Here is a 24,929-nt window from a genome sequence, read left to right on the forward strand (position 1 = left end):
TCATTGACGACTGTCAGTCTTAGTAATAGCCTGCACTTGTAGCAACGAGTGCGGAGGGAATGGAATCACGATGAGCAGCAACGGAATCGACGGCTACCGCGACTTTTTGAAACGCCGCGACGGGGAGGCCGACCTGCTCAACCGTCGCCTGGCGAACCGGGAGGACTTCTTCACCAGCCTGCAAGACAACCCGGTCCGGTCGCAACATCCGGTCGACCGGGAAACTTTCCTGCGCAATCTGCGGCGCCGGCGACCCGAACCGGGCCTGGACCGCAAGATGTTGTTCCTGTTGGCGACGTCGAAGCTCAATCAGGCCGAACGCTTCGGGGTCGGCCTCGGCGAGACTTACGGCCTCAACAGCGATGAAAACTTGCCGCCCGAAAAGGTTTACCTCGAACTCGAAGAGCACTATCACACCCGGCTGCTGGCATACGTGCTCGACGTCTTCGACCTGACGTTCCAGGTGGTGCCACCGCCCTTCGTGCTACGCCAGTTCGTCAAGGCCGGAGTCTTCATCCCCGAGCGGCTCAGCTTCATGTTCGTCGGTGCCGCCGAGATGGCCGGCTGCGTCATGTTCGACGAACTGCGCCGAATCGGCGTCGAAGTATTCGCCGACGAACCCGAGGTCGCTGAGCGCATCGAGCTGCTCTACAAGGAGATCCTGACCGACGAGATCGGCCACGTAGGGTACTGCGCGTCCCGATGCACCGCCGCAGAGCGCGCAGTCATGCGGCGGTTGTACCCCCGCATCACGAAGCTGTTCGCGCGCCAGACCTTCGAGATCAGCTTGCTCGTCGACGAAGACAGCCTTCAGGCACGCCTCAAGGGCCCGTTCGACGTCGCGGCTTTGACCGCGGGCTTGGACAGCGAGACCTACCTGGTGGCTCATCCCTGAGTCGGCATAGGTGGCGACCTTTTGCGCATCGACTGTGCCGTTTGTGTGCGCCTAGGATCAGGCCTCACAACCGCTATCGCTGAAAGGCAACGCCTGTGACCTCATCGCCTTCGCGCGCGACGCGTCGCGTGGTCCACGTCGGCACCGGCATGACGGGAAGTGTGGCGCTGCGGGCGATCATCGACGACCCCGCGTTGGATCTGGTCGCGGTCAAGGTGTCCACTCCGGCGAAAGTTGGCACAGACGCCGGTCAATTGTGCGGGCGGCCGGATGTCGGCATCACCGCCATCTCCGACGTGGCGGCTGTCCTGGATGCCAAGCCGGACTGCGTGGCGTACTGCGCCACCGCCGTGCGACGCGAGGATGAGGTGATCGCCGACATCGTCGGATATCTGGAGGCCGGCATCAACGTCGTGACCATCTCCGCAATCCCGATGGTGTATCCGCAAGCGGCCCCGGCCAAATGGCGGGATCCGATCGAACAGGCCGCTCGCAAGGGCAACGCGACCTTCTACGCCACCGGATGCGAACCCGGCTTCGTGAGCCTGAATCTGCCTACGGCGTTGCTGTCGGGTGCGGGCGTGGTCGACGCCTACCGCATGGACGAGTACGCCCTCGACCTCGACCTGGCTTATCCCATCTGGGAAGTCCTGCACGAGTCGATGGGTTTCGGCAAGCCCGACGGTCACGTTCCGATTCGCATTGCGTCCGGCAAGGTCAACAACGACTGGGAACCAGTCGTGCGCTACATCGCTGACACGCTGTCGGTCGACGTTGAAAAGGTCGCGCTGGACTGGGAGACGCTGCTCGCCCCGGACGACCTCGAGACCGCACTCGGTGTGATTCCACAGAACACTATTTGCGCGCACCGCTGGCAGCTCGCCGCGATATGCGAGGGGCGACCCGTCGTGTCGGTTCAATACTTCGCGACGGTGACGTCCACGCCTTGGCCCGAAAGCTGGCCGCGCCCAGCCAAACCTGGCCAGGGCGGAATGGTGTTCCGCGTCAAGGGCTCACCCAGTATGACCCTCGATTTGCGTCTCGACCCGGCGGAAGACGATGCGACCAATCCAGGCGTGGCTGCGACGGCGATGGCGGCGGTCAACGCGATACCCGCGGTCATCGACGCCGCGCCGGGGGTGCTGCCGGTGCCGCTGGCCGGGCCGGCGGTTGTCACTCGCCAAATGCGTTGTGGCGGTGCAATTTAGGCCCGCGGCGCCGGTTCCATTTCGTAAGGAATCTTTGCGGCCGTGGCTGATCCGGGCTGCCGTCAGGGCGGGGCTCATCTAGTCCAGCGTGAAGCCAGAGCGTTGCAAATGGTGCGTTGCTCGATCTCATCCAGATCGTGCATCAGGAGTCCTTCGACGGTGAAAATGCCGATCATCACCTCGGCTTCCACAGTCGACGTTGAGACTCCCGCAGTCTCCAATTCGTAACGGAACATGCTGCCGGTGATCAAGTGGAAGTTACGATGCCACTCGGCGATGGAGGCCGAATGGTCACCCCCTACGCCAAGGCTAAGAAGATCGTGGCGCGCATCCCCCACGGTGAAGTCCGCTCCTATGACTGCACGCACTTCGAGCCATACCTGGACCCGTACTTCGAGGGGATCGTGACCGATCAGATCGAATTCCTCAATCGCCACGTTCCGGCGGCGTGACTCCGCAGACACTCGACGCCCGCAGCGCACCAGACGCGCGCCCGGCGACCTTCGGCCGTGGTGGCCGATGTGGCAACAGCCTGGATCCGTTGTCCGCGAAGGATGCCAGCCGTGACCAACGGCAAGCCCGTCTGCATACCGGGCACCGTCAACAAGCTCAGCGCCGCCGCCATACGCCCAGTGCCACAGCGCATTCAGTGCTTCCTGGGCCGCACCTTCAATCCCTTTAAGTAGACCAACTCCAAGTCGCTGGTCGCGTTATGTACGTGCTCAGCGAAGATCGACCAGATCTTCTAGGTAATCGGCTGATTCAAGCTGGCGCGCCGTTGCGCTCGGGAATGCTCAGGTGGATCGCTCCCGCCTCGTCCGCTCGCACGGGGTACGTAGCGACCGAGGGTCCGCCGTTGGAGATCTCACAGCCGGTCTCGAGGTCGTAGGTGTAGCTATGCAGCGGGCAAACGACGACGCGGTCGTCTGCCAGCCCGTCCGCCAACGGGCCGCCCTGGTGTGGGCAGACGGCGTCGAGCGCGCGCAGCGAGCCGTTCCGCAGCCGAAACACTGCGATCTGGCGGCCGTCGACGGCGAAGGCGCGGCCCTCGCACACTGGCAGGTCGTCGACCGAGCCCACGGTGATGTCGGTCATCGAACGGGCACCTGGGGCAGCGGGATCAAGGGCAGCGAGGGACGGAATTGGTTGTCCTGCGGGTCTTTCTGGCTCGCCGCCCACGGATCATGGTACGCATCCACCGACTTCTGCATCCGCGCATCGAGGTCGGCGGCGATGCCGTCGGTGTCGTCCACCACGACCTCGCGGATCCGCTCGATGCCTATCCTCGGCACGAAACTGTACGTGCGCTCAAGCCAATTGGCGTTCTCCCGGTAGTACTGCAGGAACCGCCCGGTCAGCGTCATCACCTCGTCGTGGGTGGCCACGGTCGCCAGCAGGTCACCCTTGCGCACGTGCGCGCCGGCGGCACCGCCCACGTAAATTTGCCACTGCCCACCGTCGATCGCGACCACGCCGAGGTCCTTGCACAGCGCCTCGGCACAGTTGCGCGGGCACCCCGTGACGGCCAGCTTCATCTTCGCCGGACTTGCCAGGCCCTGGTAGCGGGTTTCGATGGCGATGCCCAGGGCCGTGGAGTCGCCGAGGCCGTAGCGGCAGAATTCCGTTCCGACACAGGTTTTCACAGTGCGGAAGCTCTTGCCGTAGGCATAGCCCGACGGCATCCCGAGGTCGGCCCACACGTCAGGCAGGTCTTGTTTCCGTACGCCCAGCAGATCGATGCGCTGCCCGCCGGTGAGCTTGATCATCGGGATCTGGTACTTGTCGGCGACATCGGCGATCTTGCGTAGCTGCTCGCTGTTGGTCACACCGCCCTTGAGCTGCGGCACCACCGAAAACGTGCCGTCGCGCTGGATGTTGGCGTGTACCCGGTCGTTGATGAAGCGGCTGGCGCGTTCGTCCACAAATTCCTCGCCCCACATCATCTCCAGCAGGGATGACAGGCCCATCTTCGATTGGGCGTCTTCGCGGCCCTCCGGTGCCAGCGCCTGGAACACCGACGACACGGAATGCAGATTCAGCTCGCGAATCATCCGCATCAGTTCCGGCTTCTCGTACGGGATCCCCGGCACATACCAGTTGGTGGCGGCGTCCTCGGACACCTCCGCACCGGTTTCGGAGACAGCCCAATCCACGATCTGGCCCACCAGGTCCTTGCACGAGCCGCAACCCTTGCCCGCGCGGGTCGCGTTCATCACCGAGGCCAGTGACGTCTGACCGCCCTTGACGCAGCTGACGATCCCGGCCTTGCTGACCCCGTTGCAGTTGCACACCTGCGCGTCGTCGGAGAGTTCGGCCGCACCGGTCGCCACGTCCGGTGTGCCGATGTCGAACAGCAGCGATATGCGTTCGGGAGGCAGCGGAAGTCCGCGGTCGAAAGCCTGCATCAGGAAGGCCACCTTGCTGACGTCGCCGACCAGTGTCGCGCCCACCAGCTTGCCGTCGCGCACGACCAGCGTCTTGTACACCCCGTGTTTGGGTTCGAAATACTGCACAAATTCGTCGTCATCGTTTTCCGGGGCCTTGAGACCCATCGCGGCGACATCGACCCCGGCGACCTTCAGTTTGGTAGCGGTGCGCGAACCATGGTAGGCGGCTTGGGGATTGGTGCCGGTGAGGTGATCGGCCAGCACGCCCGCCTGTTCCCACAGCGGCGCGACAAGGCCATACACCTGACCGCGGTGCTGCGCACATTCGCCGACGACATAGATGTCGTCGTCGTCGACCGAGCGCATCTGGTCGTCAACGACGATGGCGCGTTCGACGGTCAGTCCGGCACGCTGTGCCAGACCCACATTGGGGCGAATGCCGGCGGCCAACACCACCATGTCGCAGGGCAATTGGGTGCCATCCCCGAATCCGAGCGCCACTGGCAGGCCGTTTTCACTGAACACCGCGGAGGGCCTCTTGCCGATGTGCACAGTGATGCCGAGGTCTTCGACCAGCCGACGCAGTATCGACGCGCCCTGATCATCGAGCTGGGCGTTCATCAGGGCGGTACCGCTCTGTACGACGCCAGCCTGCAACCCCCGATTCTGCAGGCCCCGTGCGGCTTCCAGGCCGAGGAGACCGCCGCCGACCACGAGCGCCCGGGAACGCTGTCTGGCGAACTCGATCATCGCCTCGCAGTCGTCGAGCGTGCGGAACCCGAACACCCCGGGCACCAGTGTCTTGTTGTCCGCCTGCCAGATACCCTCCATTGGAGGGAAGAACGATCGGCTTCCCGTGGCCAAAATCAGCTTGTCATAACGCATCCGGGTGCCGTCATTGGCGTAGACCACGTGCGCGAAGGTGTCGACGCGCACAATCCGAACGCCGCTGCGCAAGTCGATATTGTTCTCGTTGTACCAGTCCAGCGGATTGAGGTAGATTTCGCCGGCATCGTCGGAGCCGGCCAGCACATTCGAGAGCAAGATACGGTTGTAATTGCCATACGGTTCGTCGCCGAAGACGGTGATGGCGAATTTCTCTGAGCCCCCGCGGGCGATGATTTCCTCCAGCGCCCGCGCCCCGGCCATCCCGTTGCCGACCATCACCAAGCGAGGAAGTTGTGTCTCGTGGTGACCATTCGTGGAAACCTCGGCAAGTACTGTCATCACGACTCCCCCGGTTAGACTTCGACCAGCCCGATGTCAACGACTACCGTGCCGCTGAGTCCGTCGGGCGCAGCCACAAACACCTCGAGAACGGTGTCGGCGAGCAGGTCCTCGACCACCCGAAGCGGGACGTGCACAGCGCCTTTCGCGCCGATTGGGAAGTACCGCATCGGCGCTCCGTCGCGCATCACGACGACGGTGATCAGCTCGTTACTGCTGTTGCCGCCGCGGAAGTACAGCGGCTGGCTGATCGCGCCTGCCGGCACGACATAGCGTAGCGACGAGTCGAGCAGGAACGGTGCGTCGTAGCCCTTACCGTCAAACGTAAACGCTCCCTGCAGGAATCGTGGCGTGCTGGCATCACTCATGCGCCACTTCTCCTTTCATCAGATCGGTGGTGTCGGCTCGGGCCACGGCGACCGCGCAGACTTTGAACGACGGCATCCGCGAATGTGGATCCAGCGTCGGGATGGTCAACCGGTTAACGCTGCCCGCACCGCCCCAGTGGAACGGCGCGAACACGGTGTCGGGCCGGATGCCGCTTTCGGTGCGCGCTGTCATCACGACTTCGCCGCGCCGAGTGCGCAGGACGACCTTGTCGCCGGTGCGCACACCGACCGATTGGGCGAGCGTCGGATGCAACTCGACCACGGGCTCGCCTGCCGCCTTGGCGAGCTGAGCGACGCGGCGCGTCTGGGTGCCCGATTGGTATTGGCGCAGTAATCGCCCGGTGGTGAGGTAGTAGGGGAATTCGTCGTCGGGCAGTTCGGCGGGTGCGGGTTGGTCCACGGCGTGGAAGTGGGCCCGCCGGTCCGGTGTCGGGAAGTCCTCGGTGAACATCCGCGCGGTGCCCGGATATGACGGTGACGGGCAGGGCCAGAACACGCCCTCTTCCTTGGTGATCCGGGCGTAGCTGATTCCGCGGTAGTCCGCCTTGCCGCCGGCGCTGGCCCGAGTCAATTCGTCGAAGACCTCCTCGGAGTCCGAGGAGAACCCCTGTGCACCCAGCCGCTTTGCCAGATCGGCCATCACGTCGAGGTCGCTGCGCACCTCTGCGGGGGCGTCAACCGCTTTGCGGCGCAGGATAACCCGGCCTTCCAGGTTGGTCATGGTGCCCGACTCCTCGGCCCATTGCGCTGTCGGTAGCACTACGTCGGCAAGCTCGGCGGTCTCCGACAGGAAGGTGTCGGACACAACGAGGAAGTCGAGTTGGCCGATCTTTTGCGCAATGCGCCGCGTATTCGGGGCCGAGACCACGATGTTGGACGCCATCACCCACATCGCGCGCACGCCGCCGGGAGTGCCGATGGCGTCCAGCATTTCGTAGGCCGAACGCCCGGGCATCGGCAGGTCGGCCGGGTCGATTCCCCAGACTCGCGCGACATGAGCGCGTGCGGCCGGGTCGTCGAGCTTGCGGTAGCCGGGCAGCTGATCGCACTTCTGGCCGTGCTCACGGCCACCCTGCCCGTTGCCCTGGCCCGTGATGGTCGCGAAGCCCTGGTACTCGCGTCCGGGCAACCCGAGGGCGAGGGCCAGGTTGATCAGCGCCTGCACCGTGTCGGTTCCGCGGCTGTGCTGCTCGGCGCCGCGCGCGGACAGGATCATTGCGCGGTCGGCCTTGGCCAGCATCCGGGCCGCGGCCACGATGTCGTTCTCGGGTACGCCGGTGATCCGCTCCACCCGGTCCGGCCAGTACAACCGCACCGCGCGCCGCACCGCCTCGAATCCCGTTGTCCGGTCAGCGATGTAGTCGCCGTCGAGCAAGCCTTCCCGGATCACCACATTGAGCAACCCATTGGCCAGCGCCAGATCGGTGCCAGGCACCGGCTGCAGGTGCAGCTCGGCGCGAGTCGCGGTCGGGGTGCGTCGCGGATCCACCACAATGTGCTTTGCGCCGCGGGCGCGACCCTCGTCAAAGAACTACATAGCCGGGGGCAGCGTCTCGGCGGGATTGCTGCCGACGATCAACAGCACGTCGGCGTGCGCAACGTCGGCGAGTGGGAATGGTAATCCCCGGTCGATACCGAAGGAGCGGTTCGACGCTGCGGCCGCCGAGGACATGCAGAACCGGCCGTTGTAATCGATCGCCGAGGTCCGCAATGCCACCCGTGCGAATTTGCCGAACTGGTAAGCCTTTTCGTTGGTTAGTCCACCGCCCCCGAAACAGCCGACCGCGTCGCGCCCGTGTTGTTGCTGAGCCAGCTGGAAGGCCGCAACGATTCTTTCCAGCGCCTCGTTCCAGGTCGCGGAGCGCAGTGGCGACTCGCGTCGGTCTCGCACTAGCGGCGTGGTCAGCCGTTCCGGGTGGCCCAGCAGCTCGGCCGCTGTCCAGCCCTTGGCGCATAGCCCCCCGCGGTTCGTTGGGAAGTCGTCCTGCGGCGTGAGAGCCACGGACCCTCCCGACGCGTCAAGTTCAATGCCGCACTGCAAGGAGCAGTACGGGCAATGTGTTTTTGTCGGCACCGCCGCCATTACCCGTCACCGTCGTGTCGTTGCCGGGGCGAAGGTGCGGCCGCCTGCTGCTTGACTTGACACTTCACCCCCCAATCGGCCAATCCCCTCAACGCGAACGTACGGGCAGTGTGTTTCTGCGGCATTGCCACCGATTGACCACACGACTACCGCACACTCACACGAGCTGGCCGGGCGTCGCTTGCGTCGCAGCGACCACCGACGCATGGAATACATACGCGAGTTACTGGGCTGCTGGCGCCACGACCCCGATGAGGTTGACGCTCGCGCCTTTCCGGCATCCAGTCTGGTGCGTGGCAACCATCCACCCAACACGGTGCCCGCACCTTTAGCGATGTCCTTGCCCCGCGGCTTGCTCAACAGTCCCGTGGCGACGGGCTCGGCTCAGGCGATCGCCGCCCAGCCACCCACTCGGTGGCACGACGCGATGCCGACGAACCGAATAGGAACAATCCTGGTCGCCACCGCCGTCACAGTCCTCAGCAAAACCAGCAACCACGAAATAAGCACCCACACCATCGACCCCAACAAGAACTACTGGCGCAACCAACAGAAAAACCCCGGCCGATGGCCGGGGAATCTGTAACCCATCACGCGACTCATCTGTAACCGATGACGCGACTCATCACATTGGTGGAGCTAAGGGGATTCGAACCCCTGACCTACTCGATGCGAACGAGTCGCGCTACCAACTGCGCCATAGCCCCTGATCGCTAAGCAGGCTACCAGCCGTACCCCCGCAGGGCCGAACCGCGCACTACTGTCCGACCGCGCGCGGCAGGTCACGCGGCCAGCCGTAGTGGCGCATGGACGTCGCATACTCCAGGTGCTCGAAGATGGGGTCCTCGTCGTCGATCTCCAACACCACCGCACCCGGGCGGCGCAACCGCGACGGCACCAGGTCGTATTCGCGGTCCTCGGTGTTCTCCACCCCCAGCCGCGCGCGAGCCATCCGCTGCATCCGCCGGCGGCGCACCTTCTCCTCGATCCGCGTCTGCCGACGCAGGTAGAACAGGTAGAACAGGGTGATCGTCGTCGCCGTGCCGCATAGCCACCACGCCTGTGGCGTCACCTCGAAGGCCGCGATGGCCGAACCCACCAACACCACCGCCATCACCATCAGCACCTTCTTGCGGAAGGCGTACTTGCGGGCACTGACGGCCGCGGCGGTCTTGTTGTCGTAGCGGCGCCGCCGGTTGACCCCCGACGCGTAGGCCGGCGGGGCGTCGTGCTCGTCCTCGTCTTCCTCGTCGTCTTCCGAGGGCTCCAAACCCGAAGAGTCCTCGACGTATTCGTACTCGTCCTCGTCGAGTTCGTTGTCGCCGGCGTCAGCCACAGCTTCGGGCTCGGCCTCTTCCGAAACAACCTCGACAGGCCGTGATTCATCCTCTTCCGCTTGCGCGCTCACACCTGCCGGCAGGGCAGCGGCGTCCTCGTCGATCACGTCGACATCGAGGTAGTCGGGCTCGTCGGCAACCTCAACGCCCTTGTCCGCCTTGGCCATTGCGGTGACCACCGAACGGCGCCGCATCACCACGTCGGTGTCCTCGTCCTCCAGGACCGGCCTGTCCTGATCGTGGTCTTTGTCGGCGTCGGCGAACGGCCCGTCGATCGGCTCCGTCTCCCACTCCTCCTCGGGCTTCCAGTCCGGGTCGCTGCGGTGCCCGGCCGCGGGCCCCGACCGCTTGAGCAGACGGGAGCTCGCACCACCGTTGAGCACCCTGGTCGCCAGCGCGACGTCGCTGGTGCGCCGGACCGCGTCACGTTTGCTGATCAGCATCGGTACCAGCACGAACAGCCAAAGCACCACAAGCGATATCCACAACAACGACTGCGGGATGCTGGGCATGATGACCTGCTCTCTTCGTTCGGCTCCCGCGAGGGCTCATCGGTGGCCAGCGCGGGCCCGGTCACTGCGACCAGGGCAATTACACACCTGTAATTTCGCTTTTCCAAGCATCACACGCCACACATGTCACGCTAGCCACAATTTTATTTCGGTTTGGACCAGCGCGGCTGGCCCAGAAGGGCCCAGGCGCTACCAGGGGGCCACCGCTCCCGCCGAGCGTCACGCAAGAGTGGCCGCCGACGTCGAGCGTCGCGCTGGCGTGACGCTCGGCGAGGCGAGGCGAGGCGAGGCGAGGCTCGACGAGGAAGGCGAGCGCCACCAAGAGTCAGACCCAGCTGGCGCGTCCGGCGCGGACAAGCGACGATGCCACCGACCCGTAGACCTCTTCGACGGTCAGGCCCACCAACAGGTGGTCCCGCCAGGCCCGGTCCACCTCCAGGTAGCGGCGCAGCAGCCCTTCCTCGCGGAACCCGGCCTTGGCCAGTACGGCACGGCTGGCCGCATTCTCCGGCCGAACCGTAGCTTCGACCCGATGCAGCATCACCGGCCCGAAGCAGTGGTCGACCCCAAGCGCTACGGCGCCGGTGGCCACCCCGCCGCCGGTGCACTCGCTGGACACCCAGTAGCCGATCCACGCCGAGCGCAGCGCCCCGTGCGTAACGTTGCCAATGGTCAACTGCCCGCAGAACTGGCCGTCCAGTTCGATCACGAACGGCAGCATCCGGCCCTTTCGCGCCTCGGCGCGCAGCCCCGAGCACACCGCCGGCCACGCGGCCACCGAATGCCGCATGGCCCAATCCCCCTCGGCGCTGGGCTCCCACGGCTCCAGCAGCGCCCGGTCGGCCAGCCGGATCCGGCTCCACTGGGCCCCGTCGCGCATCCGGGCCGGCCGCAACCGGATGACACCGGCGTCGACACGCAGCGGTCCCACACTCATCGGCCAGCCGGGATGCCGGGAGCTGGACCGCAACAGGTTCACGAGACCGTAGCGGGCTCAGCCATGCTGAGCCAGGAAGGCAACGTCGACGATCTCGCCCGTGCGAATCTGTTCCGCGCCACTGGGAACCACGACCAGACAGTTCGCCTCGGCCAGGGTGGCCAACAGATGTGACGACGCCCCCGGCGCCCCGCCCAGGGCCTGCACCAGATATTCGCCGCTTTCCTGATCCCGCATCAGCTGGCCGCGCAGGTAGCCCTTGCGCCCGGCGACTGACGTAATCGGCGACAGCGTGCGGGCCTGCACGACCCGCCGCATCGGATGACGCTTGCCCAGCGACAGCCGGATCAGCGGCCGGACCATCACCTCGAAGACCACCAGCGCGCTGACAGGGTTTGCCGGTAACAGGAAGGTGGGCACACCGTCGCGGCCCAGCTGCCCGAACCCCTGAACCGAACCCGGGTGCATCGCGACCCGCACCACTTCCATATCGCCGAGTTCGGAAAGCACCGCACGGACCGCCTCGGCCGCCGCGCCGCCAACCCCGCCCGCGATCACCAGCACTTCGGCCCGATTCAGCTGTCCCTGGACGACCTCGCCGAGTTCCCTGGGGTCGTTGCTGACGATGCCGACACGGTTTACCTCGGCACCGGCGTCGCGCGCGGCCGCCGCCAGCGCGTAGGAATTGACGTCGTACACCTGGCCGTTGCCCGGGTTGCGGGTGATGTCCACCAGCTCACCGCCGACGGCCATCACCGACACCCGCGGACGCGGATGCACCAGCACCCGTTCCCGGCCGACCGCGGCCAACAGCCCTACCTGGGCGGCGCCGATGATCGTCCCGGACCGCACCGCGACATCACCGGGTTGCACGTCGTCACCGGCGCGTCGCACATAGGCGCCCGACGGCGCTCCGCGCAGGATTCTGACTCGGTTCATCCCGCCGTCGGTCCAGCGCAGCGGTAGCACCGCATCGGCCAGCGTGGGCAGCGGCGCGCCGGTCTGTACCCGGGCCGCCTGGCGTGGCTGCAACCTGCTGGGCGTGCGCGCGCCGGCCTCGATGGTGCCCATCACCGGCAGGACCACTCCTTCGCGACCCTCGACACCCCCATCGTCGGCGACCGCTTCGAGCGTGCCCGCATCACCCACACCCAGGACGTCGACGCTGCGCACCGCATAGCCGTCAATTGCGGCCTGGTCGAATCCGGGTAGTGGTCGTTCGGTCACGACTTCCTCGGCGCACAACAGTCCCTGCGCTTCGGCTATGGCAACCTTGATCGGCCTCGGGGCCACCGCGGCGGCCGATATCCGGGCCTGTTGCTCCTCTACAGAACGCACCGTGCGCCTTCCTGCCGTACGGGCCCGAACCCGACGCCGGCGTGCCGGCTACTGTTCGGTCAGGCCCAATCGCGCTACCAACCACCGCCGCAATTCCGGGCCGTAGTCGTCACGATCCAATGCAAAGTCAACCGCAGCCTTGAGGTAGCCGCCGGGATTTCCCAAGTCGTGTCGGGATCCGCGGTGTACTACCACATGGACCGGGTGACCCTCGGCTATCAACAGCGCGATGGCGTCGGTGAGCTGTACTTCACCACCGGCGCCGCGGTCGATGCGGCGCAGCGCGTCGAAAATGGCGCGGTCGAGCACGTAGCGTCCGGCCGCCGCATACGGCGACGGGGCGTCGGCGGCCTTGGGCTTTTCAACCATGCCCTTGACCCGCAGGACGTCGTCACCGCCGTCGGGGACTGGCTCGACGTCGAAGACGCCGTAGGCACTGATCTCGTCCGCGGACACCTCGATGGCACATAACACCGTGCCGCCGCGCTCGGCGCGTACCTGCGACATCGTCTCCAGCACGCCGGTCGGCAGCACCAGGTCGTCGGGCAACAGGACCATCACGGCGGTTTCGTCGGCGGCCAGGGTGGGCTCCACACAGCTGATCGCGTGTCCCAGCCCGAGCGGTTCGGCCTGCACGACCGATTCAACCTTGATCAGCGCCGGGGCCCGTCGGACCTTGGCCAGCATGGCTTTCTTGCCGCGGGCCTCGAGCGTGCCCTCCAGGACCAAGTCCTCGACGAAGTGCGCAACGACGCCGTCCTTGCCCTCAGAAGTGATGATCACCAGACGCTCGGCGCCGGCTTCGGCCGCCTCCGCGGCGACCAGTTCGATGCCAGGCGTGTCGACTACGGGCAGCAGCTCCTTGGGCACCGTCTTGGTCGCGGGCAGAAAGCGCGTGCCGAGGCCAGCGGCAGGGACGATCGCCGTGAACGGGACCGAAACTCGTGAGGCTGAGGGTATTGACATCGATCACACCATATCTCTCACGGGCTGGGTAACCGTTGTCCGGCGTTGGAAACGCCGGGTCAGTCCGGGGTCTGTCATCGTTGACGCCATGGGCACCGCAAGCAAGGCCGCGTTGCGGGACACGCTCGCGGCAGCCCGGCGCCGAGTGCCCGACGACGTGCGCGCCACCGATGCCGGCAAGCTGATTCAACACCTGGAGCAGCTGGTAGACCCGCACAGCACCGTCTGCGCCTATGTGCCGGTGGGCTCAGAGCCCGGGTCGCTCGACATGCTCGACGCGTTGCTGCGCCGCGCGGGCCGGGTGCTGCTGCCGATCGCGCGCACCTCGGTCGACGACACGCCGTCGCCGTTGCAGTGGGGGGAATACCGACCCGGCGGGCTGGTATCAGCGCAGTGGGGACTGCTCGAGCCGGCCCCGCCCTGGCTGCCGGAAGCGGCGCTGGGCGAGGCGAGCCTGGTCTTGCTACCGGCCCTGGCGGTCGACCGCCGAGGCGTGCGGCTGGGCCGGGGTCGCGGGTTCTACGACCGGTCGCTGGCCGCCCGCGATCCGCGCGCCCGTTTGGTCGCAGTGGTGCGCGACGAAGAGCTGGTCGACGAGTTGCCCAGCGAGCCACACGATGTGCCGATGACGCACGCACTCACGCCGGGACGAGGATTAATCGCCCTGCCGATCGGGAATGAGTGACATCACGTGGCGGTTCTAGCACTTGAGACGGTAGAGTGCTAAGTCAGACTTCATGATTCCGGAGGTTTTTGTGCCGACGTACAGCTACGCGTGCACCGAATGCGGCCACCGCTTCGACAAGGTGCAGGCCTTCACCGATGACGCGCTGACCACCTGCGAGCAGTGCTCCGGTCGGCTGCGCAAGCTCTTCAACTCGGTCGGAGTCGTGTTCAAGGGCAGCGGTTTCTACCGCACCGACAGCCGCGAGTCCGGCAAGAAGAAAGAGACCACTTCGACCAACGGCTCGTCCTCGGGTGACTCCGGCTCCACCTCGAGCTCGAGTTCGAGTGACAGCAAGTCGTCCGGTTCCACCGAGAAGGCCGCCTCCGCCACCGCCGCCGCGTCCACCTAAGCGGTTATCCACACACCGGCTTTGGCCGGCAGTAACCGACGGTCCACTGTGCCTACGGTGACCGTGTGCGTGAACCGACGCTGAATCCGTCGCTGCTCAGCCGTATCTCGACGGTCTGGCGTCCGGACTGGACAAGGACCGTGCTGGCCCGGCGGGTGGCCGCCGGCGGGCTCGTCGTCTTGGCCGGTATTGCCGCGCTGCGGTCCAATCCGGACGGCGATCGCGTGAACGTGCTGGTCGCCACGCGCGACCTCGGCCCCGGTACCGCACTCACCGCCGCTGACCTGCGAGTCGAAAGCCGTTTGGCTGCAACGGTTCCCGACGGCTCCCAAGCGGATCCGCTCACGGTGCTCGGCGCGACGCTGGCCGGCCCGACCCGCCGGGGCGAGGTGTTCACCGACGTCCGACTGCTCAACAGCCGGCTGGCCGAAACCAACGCCGGGCCAGGCGCAAGGATCGTGCCGCTGCACCTGACCGACGACGCGCTGGTCGACTTGATCCGGGTGGGTGACGTGGTCGATGTGCTTGCCGCGCCGGCCAACGAACCGGCGCCGTTAGCACCCGCGGCAAGCAGGGTCATCGCAACCGACGCCATCGTGGTGCTCGTGTCGGCCAGGTCAAAGCTCCAGTCCAGCGAGGGTGACCGCGTAGTGTTGGTTGCGCTGCCGGCTCGCGTGGCGAACACGGTGGCGGGCTCGGCGCTGGGTCAGACGGTGACGTTGACCCTGCACTGAGCACGTTGCCACCGTTGGGCACGTGACCGATAGCAAACTCGGTCCAGTCCAGGAAGGGACGTCCTCATGCTCAAAGGGTTCAAGGAGTTTCTCTCGCGGGGCAATATCGTCGACCTGTCCGTCGCGGTGGTCATCGGTACGGCGTTCACGGCGTTGGTCACGGCCTTCACCAACAGCGTCATCAAGCCACTGGTAAGCGCGATCGGCGCCGGCGACACGAGAAAGTTCGGCATCCTGTCGATACACATCGCCGGTGATCAGTACGTCGACTTCAACGCCGTACTGTCGGCCGCAATCAACTTCTTCCTGGTCGCGGCAGTGGTGTACTTCCTGGTCGTCCTGCCCTACAGCAAGCTGCGCAGGCAAGGCGAGGTCGAACAGGCCGATGACGCACAGGTGGTCCTGCTGAAAGAGATCCGCGACCTGCTCGCCCAGACCAACGGCGATTCGTCCACCGGAAAGCATGGCTCGCACGAGGCAGCTGAGCTTTCACCGCCACCCAACTACGGGCCCCGCGCCGACGCCTAGGTTCGGAGTCAGATCTCCAAGCTGGACAACTGGCCGATGATGTAGGCGGCTAGCGGATTCAAAGTGGCCATCCCGTCGCGCACGGCGTACCGGGAACCGGCCAGGTTCACCACCAGCGTGCTGCCCGAGACACCGGCCAGCCCGCGCGATAAGCCCGCGTCGGTGATGCCCGCGGACAGGCCGGAGCCACGGATGGCCTCGGCGATGCCGAGGATCTCCCGGTCGAGAATGTCGCGGGTGGCCTCGGGTGTGACGTCGCGCGGCGTCACACCCGTACCGCCGACCGACACCACCAGATCGACCCCGCCGATCACCGCGGTGTTCAGCGCGTTGCGGATCTCGACCTCGTCGGCCTCGACCGCCACCACGCCGTCCACCACGAAACCGGCCTCGGTGAGTAGCTCGGTGACCAGCGGGCCGCTGTGGTCCTCGTCGCCGTGCGCGGTGCGGTCGTCGACCACGACAACCAGAGCCCGGCCCACCACCAACTCCGCACCCTGTTCCATGGGTGCCACCGTATATCCGAGGTCAGACAGCTGACCCTCCGCGTTCATCACTGCTCTGCCTTCCCAAGCGTCACCTGCACCGTGCGGGTACCGCCGGCCGGATCCTGATAGGTCAGCGTCACTTTGTCACCCGGTGCCTTCGAACGAACGGCGGCCACCAACGCGTCGGCGCTGTTGATCGTGCGGTCGTCGACCTTGGTGACGACGACTCCCTTGGGTACCCCGGCGTTGGCGGCCGCGCCGTTGCCGACGACCTCCATCACCTTGGCACCTGGTACTCCCTTATCCGTGGTGACCTGAACGCCGAGCGAAGCGTGCGACGCCTTGCCGGTGCTGATCAACTCGTCGGCGATGCGTTTGGCCTGGTCGACCGGGATCGCGAAGCCCAGGCCGATCGAGCCGCTCTGGGCATCGCCGGAGTCCGCGCCCAGGGTGGCGATGGCCGAGTTGATCCCGATCAACTGCCCGCTCATGTTGACCAGTGCGCCCCCGGAGTTACCGGGGTTGATCGCTGCGTCGGTCTGGATCGCGTCCAGGACCGTGTTCTGGTTGCCGGCCTCACCGGTGGTGGACACCGGCCGGTTGAGCGCGCTGACGATCCCCGTCGTCACAGTGCCGGCCAGGCCCAGCGGCGACCCGATGGCCAGCACCGGCTGACCGACCCGCAGGCCGGATGACGAGCCCATGGCGATCGGCGCCAGACCGGACGCACCCTGCACCCGGATGACGGCAATGTCGCTCGTGGGATCGGCACCGACCACCGAGAACGCGGCGGTGCGGCCGTCGGAGAACGTCACCGTCGTCTTGGGCGGAGGACTGCCCGCGGGCGGCTTGGCGGCCGCCGCAACGACGTGGTTGTTGGTCAGGATCAGCCCGTCCGCCGACAAGATCACGCCCGAGCCCTCCTCAGATTGCCGACCCAGGTCGGTCTCGAGCATCACGACGCTGGGCACCACTTTGGCGGCCACCTGCTCGACCGAGCCGGGCGGCATGTTCGCCGCCGGAACGCTGGGCGCGCCACCTGAAGCGACCGTCGTACCGGCGGTGCCGCCGGTCTTGTGGCCCAACTCCACCACGGTCGCCGCCGCTCCGCCGATACCGGCGGAGACCACCGCAATGGCCAACGCACCGAAGATCAGCCCGCCGGACCGGCGCCGGCGCGGCGGCGGTCCCATCGGCGGCAGCATCCCCGGGATGGGCCCGGGCCCGCCGGGAATTGGTCCCGGCCCGGTGTGGATCGGATGCGAGCCGGTGCCGGTGGGTATCGCGTGCGAGCCCGTGCTGCTCGGTATCGGACCCGAGCCGGTGTGGCCCGGTATGGCGCCCACGCCCGTACCGCTGAGCGGGTCGTAGGAGGAGCGGTACTGCGGCTGCTGCGACGACTGGTAACGCCAGTCGAACTGCTGGTTGTAGTGCTGCTGCCCGTGGGCGTAGGCGGGGGGCACCGGCTGGTTGGGCGCGGCGCCATAACCGGGCTGCTGCGGCGGTGGCGAATACCTCGGGTGATTCGTCATGACGCTAGAACGCTCTTCTCTACTTCGGGGGCTTGGTAAGGCCGACTCGCGCATGCCTTGCTTGCATGGCTTTGGTCTTCAACACTAACTGCACAACCACCTTGCGCGCGCGAACTAAGAATCGACTGAGATAACGTTCGCCGAACCCCGTGAGTCGGCGCCGTCTCCGGAGTTGGGCTGATCAGATGTTGCGAGCTCGTCGTCCGCTGCGTCGCCGTCCTCGGCCTGGTACGTGGAGGCGGGCATCGGGCGACCAGGAAGCAACACGAAAATCGATGTGCCCGGCGGTTGTTTGCGCGGGTCGGTGTCCTCGACGCGCAGCGATCCACCGTGATTGAGCACGACCTGTTTGACGATTGCCAGACCGAGGCCGGACCCGGGCATCGCGCGCGCCGATGTCGAGCGGTAGAAGCGCTCAAACACGAGGCGGCGCTCCTGCGGAGGGATGCCGGGGCCCTGATCCGACACCACCAGCTCGGCATGTGACGGGTCCAGTTGGCGCAGCACCACTCCCACGTGACCGCCCGGTGGACTCCATTTGGCCGCGTTGTCCATGAGATTCAGTGCGGCTCGCGATAACCCGGCCGTGTCACCGTAGACCTGCCACGGAATGATATCCACGTCGAAGTGAACGTCGTTGCGGCGCCGACGAACTCGTTCAAGGCTACGGTCGATGACGTCGGCCATGTCGACCGGCTCGTGCACCGCGTGACCGGCGTCACCGCGGGTAAGGTCCACCAAATCGCCTACCAGAGTTGACAATTCCTCGATCTGAGCCAAAACGTCGGCGCGCAGATCCACCATCTCCTGCTCGGGCAACCGCGGCGCGCCCGGCTCCATCGAGGCCATCAGCAGTTCGACGTTGGTGCGCAGCGACGTGAGCGGGGTGCGCAATTCATGTCCGGCGTCGGTGACAAGTCGGGTCTGGCGTTCCCGCGACTCGGCCAATGCCCGCAACATCAGATTGAACGCCTCAGTGAGCCTGGCGAGTTCGTCACTGCCGAACACCGGGATGGGCCGCAGGTCGTCGGTGCGTGCGACGCGCTCAGCCGCTTCGGTGAGGCGACCGACCGGACGCAGCCCGGCCCGGGTGACCATGCCGCCGGCCACCGCGGCCACCGCAACACCGACGCCCCCGACCATCAACAGCACAAAACGCAGTTTTCCCATTACGGCCTCGGTCGGCCTCAGACTCTTGGAGATCAGAAGCGAGCTGCCGTTGGGCAGATGAATGGCGAGTACGCGCTGATCGGACGCGGTACGCCGGGACATGAACAATTCACCGCGGATGACCGCCTTCTCGGGGGTGCCGACCGGCAGCGTCTGGCCCGGCTGGTTAGCGGTATAGATCGATTTACCCGGATTCACCAGCATCGCGTTGACATCCGAGTAGGCGGTGCCTTCGATCGCCTTGCCCGGGTCGGCGGCCAGCGAGCCGCTGGCGATCAGCAACTGCGCCCGGCTCTGCAGCTGGTTGTCGATGTCGCTGTACAGCGCGGCCGAGATCACCGCATAGACGGCGAACGACATCAGCAGCACCACCATCGCCACCATGGACATCGCCAGCAGCATCACCCGCCAGCGCAGCGACAACGAGCTGGTGGCCCGCAAGGGCGCGCGCCGCACCCGGCCAGGACGGCGGAGCCGAAGTATCAAGGCGGCGTTTCGCGTAGCACGTAACCCACCCCGCGGACGGTGTGGATCAGCCGCGGCTCACCGTCGGCCTCGGTCTTGCGGCGCAGATACCCGACGTAGACCTCGAGCGCATTACCGGAGGTGGGAAAGTCGAACCCCCACACCTCTTCCAGAATCCGGCTGCGGGTCAGGACCCGGCGCGGGTTGGCGATCAGCATCTCCAGCAGGGCGAACTCCGTGCGGGTCAGGCTGATGCGGCGTTGCCCACGGATCACCTCGCGGGTGACCGGGTCCAGGCTCAGATCGGAGAACGTCATCGCCACCGACTCGGTGGCGTCGTCGGGCTTGGTGCGCCGCAGCAACGCCCGCATCCGCGCCAGCAGCTCTTCGAGAGCGAACGGCTTGGGCAGGTAATCATCGGCGCCGGCGTCCAGCCCCGCAACGCGCTCGGACACCGAGTCGCGGGCGGTGAGCACCAGGATCGGCAGGTCGTCGCCGGTACTACGCAACTGACGGCACACTTCCAGGCCATCCAGCCGAGGCATCATCACGTCCAGAACCAGCGCGTCGGGCCGGTCACTGGCGATCAGCTCGAGCGCTTCAACCCCGTCGTGGGCCAGATCAACCGAGTAGCCGTTGAAGGAAAGGGACCTGCGCAGCGACTCACGCACCGCGCGATCGTCGTCGACGACAAGTATTCGCACGGAGCCTAGTTTCGTACGAACGTCTGAGAGCGGCCTGAGAGGCGCGCCGAGGTACTAACGCTTGTCGAGGTCGATGAGGCCGAGGCGGGCGGCTTTGAGCAGCCGACGAGGCACCTTGTGCTTCTGGCCGGCGACGGTGACCCCGACCAGCTCGGTCGAGGTGGCCTTCCACTGCGAGCGCCGGCTACGGGTGTTCGAGCGCGACATTCTGCGCTTAGGTACGGCCATGGTCGGGCCTAACTCCTCGGTCGGGGTTACGGACGGGTGTGTCGCGCTCCATGACCTGGACGGTCGAACGGCGACAGTTGTCATCCAGGGTAGTCGGTGAGCCGCTGGTCACCAAAATGGCCAACGGCCGAGCCGGTTGGCGGGATACCAGACCCACCCGCTAACCTACCGGTTGGTTGGTACCTTGCTGCGCTCGCCGCGCATCCCAATGGAGGGAGGACGCGCATTGGCCCCCGAGTCTGGTGCCGTGCGTATCGCGAACTGCTCCGGTTTCTACGGTGACCGGTTGTCCGCAATGCGCGAGATGCTCACCGGCGGCGACGTCGACTTCATCACCGGTGACTACCTCGCCGAGTTGACCATGCTGATCCTGGGCCGGGACCGGATGAAAAACCCCGACCGCGGCTATGCCAAGACCTTCCTGACCCAGCTCGAGGAGTGCCTGGCCCTGGCTCACGAACGTGGCGTGAGAATCGTGGCCAACGCCGGTGGCTTGAACCCGGCCGGCCTGGCCGACGCGGTGCGTGCCCTGGCCGAGCGGCTGGGCGTGCCGGCGCGGGTAGCCCACGTCGAAGGCGACGATCTGCAGCCGCGGGCGGCCGAGTTGGGACTCGGTTCGCCGCTGACGGCCAACGCCTATCTGGGCGGCTGGGGGATCGCGGACTGCCTCAACGCCGGGGCGGATGTCGTGGTCACCGGCCGGGTCACCGACGCTTCGGTGATCGTCGGATCCGCGGCGGCGCACTTCGGCTGGGGCCGCACCGACTACAACCAGCTGGCCGGCGCCGTGGTGGCCGGCCATGTGATCGAGTGCGGTGTGCAGGCCACCGGCGGCAACTTCTCCTTCTTCACCGAAATACCTGACCTGACCTATGCCGGTTTCCCGTTGGCCGAGGTGAACGCCGACGGCTCCTCGGTCATCACCAAGCACCCCGGCACCGGCGGCCTGGTCAGTGTCGACACCGTCACCGCGCAGCTGCTCTACGAGATCACCGGGGCCCGTTACGCCAACCCCGACGTGACGGCCCGGATGGACACCATCGAGCTGTCAGCCGACGGACCCGACCGGGTCCGGATCAGCGGAGTGGTGGGTGAACCGCCGCCACCCACCCTGAAGGTGTCGCTGAACAGCGTCGGCGGGTTCCGCAACGCGATGACGTTTGTGCTGACGGGGTTGGACATAGAAGCCAAGGCGGAATTGGTGCGGCGCCAACTGGAAGCCACGCTGACGGTCAAGCCCGCCGAGCTGGAATGGACGCTGGCCCGCACCGACCACCCCGACGCCGACACCGAAGAGGCCGCCAGCGCGCTGCTCAGTTGCGTGGTGCGCGATCCCGATCCCGCTAACGTGGGACGCAAATTCTCCGGCGCCGCAGTGGAATTGGCGTTGGCCAGCTATCCGGGTTTCACCGCCACCACCCCTCCCGGCGACGGCCAGGTGTACGGCGTGTTCACCCCCGGCTATGTCGAGGCCGGCCTGGTGCCGCCACATCGCGGTCCACCCCGATGGAACCAGATGCGAAATCGCCTCCGCCACAGAGACTTTGGCTTTGAAGCCGGCCGAGGCACCGGCGTTGCCCGAACCGCTGCCGGCCGGACCGACCCGGCGAGTGCCGCTCGGTTTGATCGCCGGCGCCCGCAGCGGCGACAAGGGCGGGTCCGCCAACGTCGGTGTCTGGGTGCGCACCGACGATCAATGGCGCTGGCTGGCCAACACACTGACCGTCGAGCTGCTCAAAGACCTGCTTCCCGAAGCGGCCGACCTGCCGGTGACCCGGCACGTGCTGCCCAATCTGCGGGCGGTGAACTTTGTGATTGAAGAAATCCTCGGGCAAGGCGTCGCCTATCAGGCGCGTTTCGACCCGCAGGCCAAGGGGCTGGGCGAATGGTTGCGCAGCCGCTACGTCGATATCCCGGAGCAACTTCTATGAATATCTGGACCACATCCGAACGCGAGCAGCTGCGAAAGACCATGCGCTCGTTCACCGAGCGCGAGATCATGCCCTACGTCAACGAGTGGGAGCGCGCCGGCGAGTTGCCCCGCGAGTTGCACCGGCGGGCGGGCGAGGCGGGCCTGCTGGGTGCCAACTTTCCCGAGTCGGTCGGGGGCGGCGGTGGTGACGGCGCCGACGCGGTGGTGATCTGCGAGGAGTTGCACCACTGCGGCGCGCCTGGCGGAGTTTTCGCCTCGTTGTTCACCTGCGGTATCGCAGTGCCGCACATGATCGCATCCGGCGACGAGCGGCTGATCGAGACCTTTGTGCGGCCGACGTTGGCCGGCGAGAAGATCGGCGCGCTGGCCATCACCGAACCCGGCGGCGGCTCGGACGTCGGCCACCTGCGGACCAGCGCGGTGCGCGACGGCGACCACTACGTGATAAACGGCGCCAAGACCTACATCACGTCGGGGGTGCGTGCCGACTTCGTCGTGACCGCGGCGCGCACCGGCGGACCCGGTGCGGCCGGAGTTTCGCTGATCGTCGTGGAGAAGGGAACGCCGGGCTTTGCGGTGTCACGCAAGCTGGACAAGATGGGCTGGCGGTGCTCCGACACCGCGGAGTTGTCCTATACCGACGTCAGGGTGCCGGTAGAGAACCTGATCGGCGCCGAGAACAGCGGGTTCGCTCAGATCGCCCAGGCATTCGTATCCGAGCGGATCGCGCTTGCTACACAGGCATATTCGAGCGCACAGCGGTGCCTGGACATCACTGCGCAGTGGTGCCGCGACCGGGAGACCTTCGGCCGTCCGCTGATCTCGCGACAGACCGTGCAGAACACCCTGGCCGAGATGGCACGTCGCATCGATGTCGCCCGCGTCTACTCACGGCACGTGGTGGAGCGCCAGCTGGCCGGCGAGACCAACCTGATCGCCGAGGTCTGTTTCGCGAAGAACACCGCCGTCGAGGCGGGCGAGTGGGTGGCCAACCAGGGCGTCCAATTGTTCGGCGGCATGGGCTACATGGCCGAATCGGAGATCGAACGCCAATACCGGGATATGAGGATCATCGGCATCGGCGGCGGGACCAGCGAGATCCTGACCGCGCTGGCGGCCAAGCTGCTGGGGTATCAGTCATGATCGCACCTCCTCCTCAGCATCACTGCGTTCTGCATCGTCGGAGGTGGTCATGACCGTCTTGCGCTCCACGCTGGACCCGAACGCGGACACCTTCGCCGAGGCGGCAGCCGCCGCGACCACCAAGCTCGACGAGATCGCCGCCGAATTCGCCAATGCCGTCGAGGGCGGCGGTCCCAAATACGTGGAACGCCACCATGCCCGCGGCAAGCTGACGGCACGGGAACGCATCGAATTGCTGGTCGACGCGGACTCACCGTTTCTGGAGTTAAGCCCGCTGGCGGCCTGGGGTAGCCCGTTCAAGGTCGGCGCCAGCACGGTCACCGGGATCGGCGTCGTAGAGGGCGTCGAGTGCATGATCGTCGCCAACGATCCCACCGTCAAAGGCGGCACCAGCAATCCCTGGACACTGAAGAAGATTCTGCGCGCCAATCAGATCGCCTTCGAGAACCGGCTTCCGGTCATCTCGCTGGTGGAATCCGGCGGCGCGGACCTGCCCACCCAGAAGGAGATCTTCATCCCGGGTGGCCGCATGTTCCGCGACCTAACCCGGCTGTCTGCAGCCGGAATCCCCACCATCGCACTGGTTTTCGGCAACTCCACCGCGGGCGGCGCCTACGTTCCCGGCATGTCCGATCACGTCGTGATGATCAAGGAACGCTCCAAGGTGTTCCTGGCCGGTCCCCCGCTGGTGAAGATGGCCACCGGTGAAGAATCCGACGACGAGTCGCTAGGTGGCGCTGAAATGCACGCCCGCATCTCGGGTTTGGCGGACTACTTCGCCATTGACGAGCCCGACGCTATCCGGATCGGACGCCGCATCGTGGCTCGACTGAACTGGAAGAAGCAAGGACCGGTGCCCAACCCGGTGACCGAACCGTTGTTCGACGCCGAGGAACTGATCGGCATCGTGCCCGCCGATCTGCGCATCCCATTCGATCCGCGCGAAGTGATCGCCCGCATCGTCGACGGCTCCGAGTTCGACGAATTCAAGCCGCTGTACGGATCCTCGCTGGTTACCGGCTGGGCGCAGCTGCACGGCTATCCGATCGGCATCCTGGCCAATGCTCGCGGCGTGCTGTTCAGCGAGGAGTCCCAGAAGGCCACCCAGTTCATCCAGCTCGCCAACCGCTCGGATACGCCACTGTTGTTCTTGCACAACACCACCGGTTACATGGTGGGCAAGGACTACGAAGAGGGCGGCATGATCAAGCACGGCTCGATGATGATCAACGCCGTGTCGAACTCGACCGTGCCGCACATCTCGTTGCTGATCGGTGCGTCTTACGGCGCGGGCCACTACGGCATGTGCGGGCGTGCCTACGATCCCCGGTTCCTATTCGCTTGGCCCAGCGCCAAATCTGCCGTGATGGGCGGCGCCCAGTTGTCAGGCGTGCTGTCGATCGTGGCCCGGGCGGCGGCAGAAGCCCGCGGCCAGCAGGTCGACGAGGCGGCCGACGCCGCGATGCGGGCCGCCGTCGAAGGCCAGATCGAGGCCGAGTCGCTGCCGATGGTGCTGTCCGGGATGCTCTACGACGACGGGGTGATCGACCCGCGCGACACCCGCACCGTGCTGGGAATCTGCCTGTCCGCCATTGCCAATGGCCCGATCAAGGGGACGTCGAACTTCGGCGTCTTCCGGATGTGAGTCC

General features: G+C 66.2%; 22 protein-coding genes, 1 tRNA gene and 5 pseudogenes. 12 read left to right on the plus strand and 16 right to left on the minus strand.

Going from position 1 to position 24,929, the window contains the following annotated elements; all coding sequences use genetic code 11:
• Positions 1–70: 70 nt before the first annotated feature.
• Both BN972_RS24855 and BN972_RS24860 read left to right on the plus strand, forming a co-directional pair.
• Complete coding sequence (locus BN972_RS24855; protein ID WP_036364313.1) at positions 71–895, plus strand: hypothetical protein; 825 nt, start codon at positions 71–73, stop codon at positions 893–895.
• 278 nt (positions 896–1,173) lie between these two features.
• Positions 1,174–2,103: a dihydrodipicolinate reductase gene (locus tag BN972_RS24860; protein ID WP_036365795.1), complete on the plus strand. Its 930-nt coding sequence runs from the start codon at positions 1,174–1,176 to the stop codon at positions 2,101–2,103.
• Positions 2,104–2,177: 74 nt separating this feature from the next.
• On the opposite strand, the pseudogene BN972_RS30635 reads toward BN972_RS24860, so the two are convergent.
• Positions 2,178–2,393, minus strand: a pseudogene (locus BN972_RS30635) (TetR/AcrR family transcriptional regulator); the annotation flags it as partial.
• On the opposite strand from BN972_RS30635, the gene BN972_RS28585 reads away from it, so the two are divergent.
• A complete protein-coding gene (locus BN972_RS28585; protein ID WP_235192615.1) occupies positions 2,391–2,555 on the plus strand; it encodes a hypothetical protein in 165 nt (54 codons plus the stop codon). The pseudogene BN972_RS30635 and the gene BN972_RS28585 sit on opposite strands and share 3 nt — an antisense overlap.
• Positions 2,556–2,622: 67 nt before the next feature.
• Positions 2,623–2,789, plus strand: a pseudogene (locus BN972_RS31410) (SDR family NAD(P)-dependent oxidoreductase); the annotation flags it as partial.
• A 76-nt stretch (positions 2,790–2,865) separates the two neighbouring features.
• Here BN972_RS31410 and BN972_RS24870 read toward each other — a convergent pair.
• The 5 genes and pseudogenes from BN972_RS24870 to BN972_RS24885 form a co-directional block, all read right to left on the minus strand.
• Positions 2,866–3,198 carry a Rieske (2Fe-2S) protein gene (locus BN972_RS24870; RefSeq protein ID WP_036364315.1) on the minus strand — a complete coding sequence of 111 codons (333 nt, stop codon included), beginning with the start codon at positions 3,196–3,198 and terminating at the stop codon, positions 2,866–2,868.
• Positions 3,195–5,717 carry a nitrite reductase large subunit NirB gene (gene nirB / locus BN972_RS24875; protein ID WP_051545800.1) on the minus strand — a complete coding sequence of 841 codons (2,523 nt, stop codon included), beginning with the start codon at positions 5,715–5,717 and terminating at the stop codon, positions 3,195–3,197. Before nirB ends, BN972_RS24870 begins: the two co-directional genes overlap by 4 nt.
• Before the next feature lie 14 nt (positions 5,718–5,731).
• On the minus strand, positions 5,732–6,085 hold the full coding sequence (locus BN972_RS30005; protein ID WP_036364320.1) for a hypothetical protein: 354 nt from the start codon (positions 6,083–6,085) through the stop codon (positions 5,732–5,734).
• Entirely contained in the window at positions 6,078–6,746 is a 669-nt protein-coding gene (locus tag BN972_RS30645) for a molybdopterin oxidoreductase family protein (protein ID WP_315968816.1), read from the minus strand. The genes BN972_RS30005 and BN972_RS30645 overlap by 8 nt, the downstream gene beginning before the upstream one ends.
• Positions 6,738–8,189: pseudogene (locus BN972_RS24885) on the minus strand (molybdopterin oxidoreductase family protein); the annotation flags it as partial. The gene BN972_RS30645 and the pseudogene BN972_RS24885, both read right to left, overlap by 9 nt.
• Positions 8,190–8,394: 205 nt before the next feature.
• Here BN972_RS24885 and BN972_RS30010 point away from each other — a divergent pair.
• Positions 8,395–8,775: a hypothetical protein gene (locus BN972_RS30010; protein WP_036364323.1), complete on the plus strand. Its 381-nt coding sequence runs from the start codon at positions 8,395–8,397 to the stop codon at positions 8,773–8,775.
• Positions 8,776–8,820: 45 nt separating this feature from the next.
• Here BN972_RS30010 and BN972_RS24895 read toward each other — a convergent pair.
• From BN972_RS24895 to BN972_RS24915, 5 genes are all read right to left on the minus strand, one after another.
• Positions 8,821–8,896, minus strand: a tRNA-Ala gene (locus tag BN972_RS24895).
• 50 nt (positions 8,897–8,946) lie between these two features.
• Positions 8,947–10,038, minus strand: coding sequence for a divisome protein SepX/GlpR (sepX, locus tag BN972_RS24900; RefSeq protein WP_036364326.1), 1,092 nt, complete (start codon positions 10,036–10,038; stop codon positions 8,947–8,949).
• 325 nt (positions 10,039–10,363) lie between these two features.
• Positions 10,364–11,017, minus strand: coding sequence for a GNAT family N-acetyltransferase (locus BN972_RS24905; RefSeq protein ID WP_036364329.1), 654 nt, complete (start codon positions 11,015–11,017; stop codon positions 10,364–10,366).
• Positions 11,018–11,032: 15 nt separating this feature from the next.
• Positions 11,033–12,313, minus strand: coding sequence for a molybdotransferase-like divisome protein Glp (gene glp / locus BN972_RS24910; RefSeq protein ID WP_036364332.1), 1,281 nt, complete (start codon positions 12,311–12,313; stop codon positions 11,033–11,035).
• 48 nt (positions 12,314–12,361) lie between these two features.
• Positions 12,362–13,279 carry a UTP--glucose-1-phosphate uridylyltransferase gene (locus tag BN972_RS24915; protein WP_036364335.1) on the minus strand — a complete coding sequence of 306 codons (918 nt, stop codon included), beginning with the start codon at positions 13,277–13,279 and terminating at the stop codon, positions 12,362–12,364.
• 88 nt (positions 13,280–13,367) lie between these two features.
• On the opposite strand from BN972_RS24915, the gene BN972_RS24920 reads away from it, so the two are divergent.
• The 4 genes from BN972_RS24920 (at position 13,368) to mscL (ending at position 15,617) form a co-directional block, all read left to right on the plus strand.
• The gene (locus BN972_RS24920; protein WP_036364337.1) at positions 13,368–13,964 is read left to right on the plus strand and encodes a 5-formyltetrahydrofolate cyclo-ligase; all 597 of its coding nucleotides are present in this window, start codon (positions 13,368–13,370) and stop codon (positions 13,962–13,964) included.
• 70 nt (positions 13,965–14,034) lie between these two features.
• Entirely contained in the window at positions 14,035–14,355 is a 321-nt protein-coding gene (locus BN972_RS24925; protein WP_036365801.1) for an FmdB family zinc ribbon protein, read from the plus strand.
• Between the two features lie 65 nt (positions 14,356–14,420).
• A complete protein-coding gene (locus BN972_RS24930; protein WP_036364341.1) occupies positions 14,421–15,089 on the plus strand; it encodes an SAF domain-containing protein in 669 nt (222 codons plus the stop codon).
• A gap of 66 nt (positions 15,090–15,155) precedes the next feature.
• Positions 15,156–15,617, plus strand: coding sequence for a large-conductance mechanosensitive channel protein MscL (mscL, locus tag BN972_RS24935; protein WP_036364343.1), 462 nt, complete (start codon positions 15,156–15,158; stop codon positions 15,615–15,617).
• 8 nt (positions 15,618–15,625) lie between these two features.
• Here the strand turns inward: mscL and BN972_RS24940 are convergent, their stop codons facing one another.
• The 5 genes and pseudogenes from BN972_RS24940 to rpmF all read right to left on the minus strand — a co-directional run bounded on the left by BN972_RS24940 (position 15,626) and on the right by rpmF (position 20,204).
• The gene (locus tag BN972_RS24940) at positions 15,626–16,171 is read right to left on the minus strand and encodes a MogA/MoaB family molybdenum cofactor biosynthesis protein (RefSeq protein ID WP_036364346.1); all 546 of its coding nucleotides are present in this window, start codon (positions 16,169–16,171) and stop codon (positions 15,626–15,628) included.
• Positions 16,171–17,390: pseudogene (locus BN972_RS24945) on the minus strand (S1C family serine protease); the annotation flags it as partial. The pseudogene BN972_RS24945 and the gene BN972_RS24940, both read right to left, overlap by 1 nt.
• 361 nt (positions 17,391–17,751) lie before the next feature.
• A complete protein-coding gene (locus BN972_RS24950) occupies positions 17,752–19,209 on the minus strand; it encodes a HAMP domain-containing sensor histidine kinase (RefSeq protein WP_235192601.1) in 1,458 nt (485 codons plus the stop codon).
• Between the two features lie 80 nt (positions 19,210–19,289).
• Positions 19,290–19,976 (minus strand): two-component system response regulator MprA, encoded by a 687-nt coding sequence (gene mprA / locus BN972_RS24955; RefSeq protein ID WP_036364352.1) that lies wholly within the window; start codon positions 19,974–19,976, stop codon positions 19,290–19,292.
• Positions 19,977–20,030: 54 nt separating this feature from the next.
• Positions 20,031–20,204: a 50S ribosomal protein L32 gene (rpmF, locus tag BN972_RS24960; protein ID WP_036364355.1), complete on the minus strand. Its 174-nt coding sequence runs from the start codon at positions 20,202–20,204 to the stop codon at positions 20,031–20,033.
• A 247-nt stretch (positions 20,205–20,451) separates the two neighbouring features.
• Here rpmF and BN972_RS24965 point away from each other — a divergent pair.
• The 3 genes and pseudogenes from BN972_RS24965 to BN972_RS24975 all read left to right on the plus strand — a co-directional run bounded on the left by BN972_RS24965 (position 20,452) and on the right by BN972_RS24975 (position 24,925).
• A pseudogene (locus BN972_RS24965) lies at positions 20,452–22,135 on the plus strand (acyclic terpene utilization AtuA family protein).
• The gene (locus tag BN972_RS24970; protein WP_036364357.1) at positions 22,132–23,280 is read left to right on the plus strand and encodes an acyl-CoA dehydrogenase family protein; all 1,149 of its coding nucleotides are present in this window, start codon (positions 22,132–22,134) and stop codon (positions 23,278–23,280) included. The pseudogene BN972_RS24965 and the gene BN972_RS24970 overlap by 4 nt, the downstream one beginning before the upstream one ends.
• Positions 23,281–23,329: 49 nt before the next feature.
• Positions 23,330–24,925, plus strand: a complete 1,596-nt coding sequence (locus tag BN972_RS24975; RefSeq protein WP_036365807.1) for an acyl-CoA carboxylase subunit beta — start codon at positions 23,330–23,332, stop codon at positions 24,923–24,925.
• The last annotated feature ends 4 nt before the right edge of the window (positions 24,926–24,929 follow it).

Origin of the sequence: Mycobacterium asiaticum DSM 44297, from assembly GCF_000613245.1 — a bacterium.
GTDB classification, from domain to species: domain Bacteria; phylum Actinomycetota; class Actinomycetes; order Mycobacteriales; family Mycobacteriaceae; genus Mycobacterium; species Mycobacterium asiaticum.

Coding starts and splice junctions, on each gene's coding strand:
- BN972_RS30645 (WP_315968816.1), bottom strand. CDS start 6,746: ATGGCCGATCTGGCAAAGCGGCTGGGTGCACAGGGGTTCTCCTCGGAC.
- rpmF (WP_036364355.1), bottom strand. CDS start 20,204: ATGGCCGTACCTAAGCGCAGAATGTCGCGCTCGAACACCCGTAGCCGG.
- BN972_RS24920 (WP_036364337.1), top strand. CDS start 13,368: ATGGGCACCGCAAGCAAGGCCGCGTTGCGGGACACGCTCGCGGCAGCC.
- BN972_RS28585 (WP_235192615.1), top strand. CDS start 2,391: ATGGTCACCCCCTACGCCAAGGCTAAGAAGATCGTGGCGCGCATCCCC.
- BN972_RS30010 (WP_036364323.1), top strand. CDS start 8,395: ATGGAATACATACGCGAGTTACTGGGCTGCTGGCGCCACGACCCCGAT.
- BN972_RS24950 (WP_235192601.1), bottom strand. CDS start 19,209: ATGCTGCTGGCGATGTCCATGGTGGCGATGGTGGTGCTGCTGATGTCG.
- mscL (WP_036364343.1), top strand. CDS start 15,156: ATGCTCAAAGGGTTCAAGGAGTTTCTCTCGCGGGGCAATATCGTCGAC.
- nirB (WP_051545800.1), bottom strand. CDS start 5,717: ATGACAGTACTTGCCGAGGTTTCCACGAATGGTCACCACGAGACACAA.
- BN972_RS24870 (WP_036364315.1), bottom strand. CDS start 3,198: ATGACCGACATCACCGTGGGCTCGGTCGACGACCTGCCAGTGTGCGAG.
- BN972_RS24970 (WP_036364357.1), top strand. CDS start 22,132: ATGAATATCTGGACCACATCCGAACGCGAGCAGCTGCGAAAGACCATG.
- BN972_RS24975 (WP_036365807.1), top strand. CDS start 23,330: ATGACCGTCTTGCGCTCCACGCTGGACCCGAACGCGGACACCTTCGCC.
- sepX (WP_036364326.1), bottom strand. CDS start 10,038: ATGCCCAGCATCCCGCAGTCGTTGTTGTGGATATCGCTTGTGGTGCTT.
- BN972_RS24915 (WP_036364335.1), bottom strand. CDS start 13,279: ATGTCAATACCCTCAGCCTCACGAGTTTCGGTCCCGTTCACGGCGATC.
- BN972_RS24940 (WP_036364346.1), bottom strand. CDS start 16,171: ATGAACGCGGAGGGTCAGCTGTCTGACCTCGGATATACGGTGGCACCC.
- BN972_RS24855 (WP_036364313.1), top strand. CDS start 71: ATGAGCAGCAACGGAATCGACGGCTACCGCGACTTTTTGAAACGCCGC.
- BN972_RS30005 (WP_036364320.1), bottom strand. CDS start 6,085: ATGAGTGATGCCAGCACGCCACGATTCCTGCAGGGAGCGTTTACGTTT.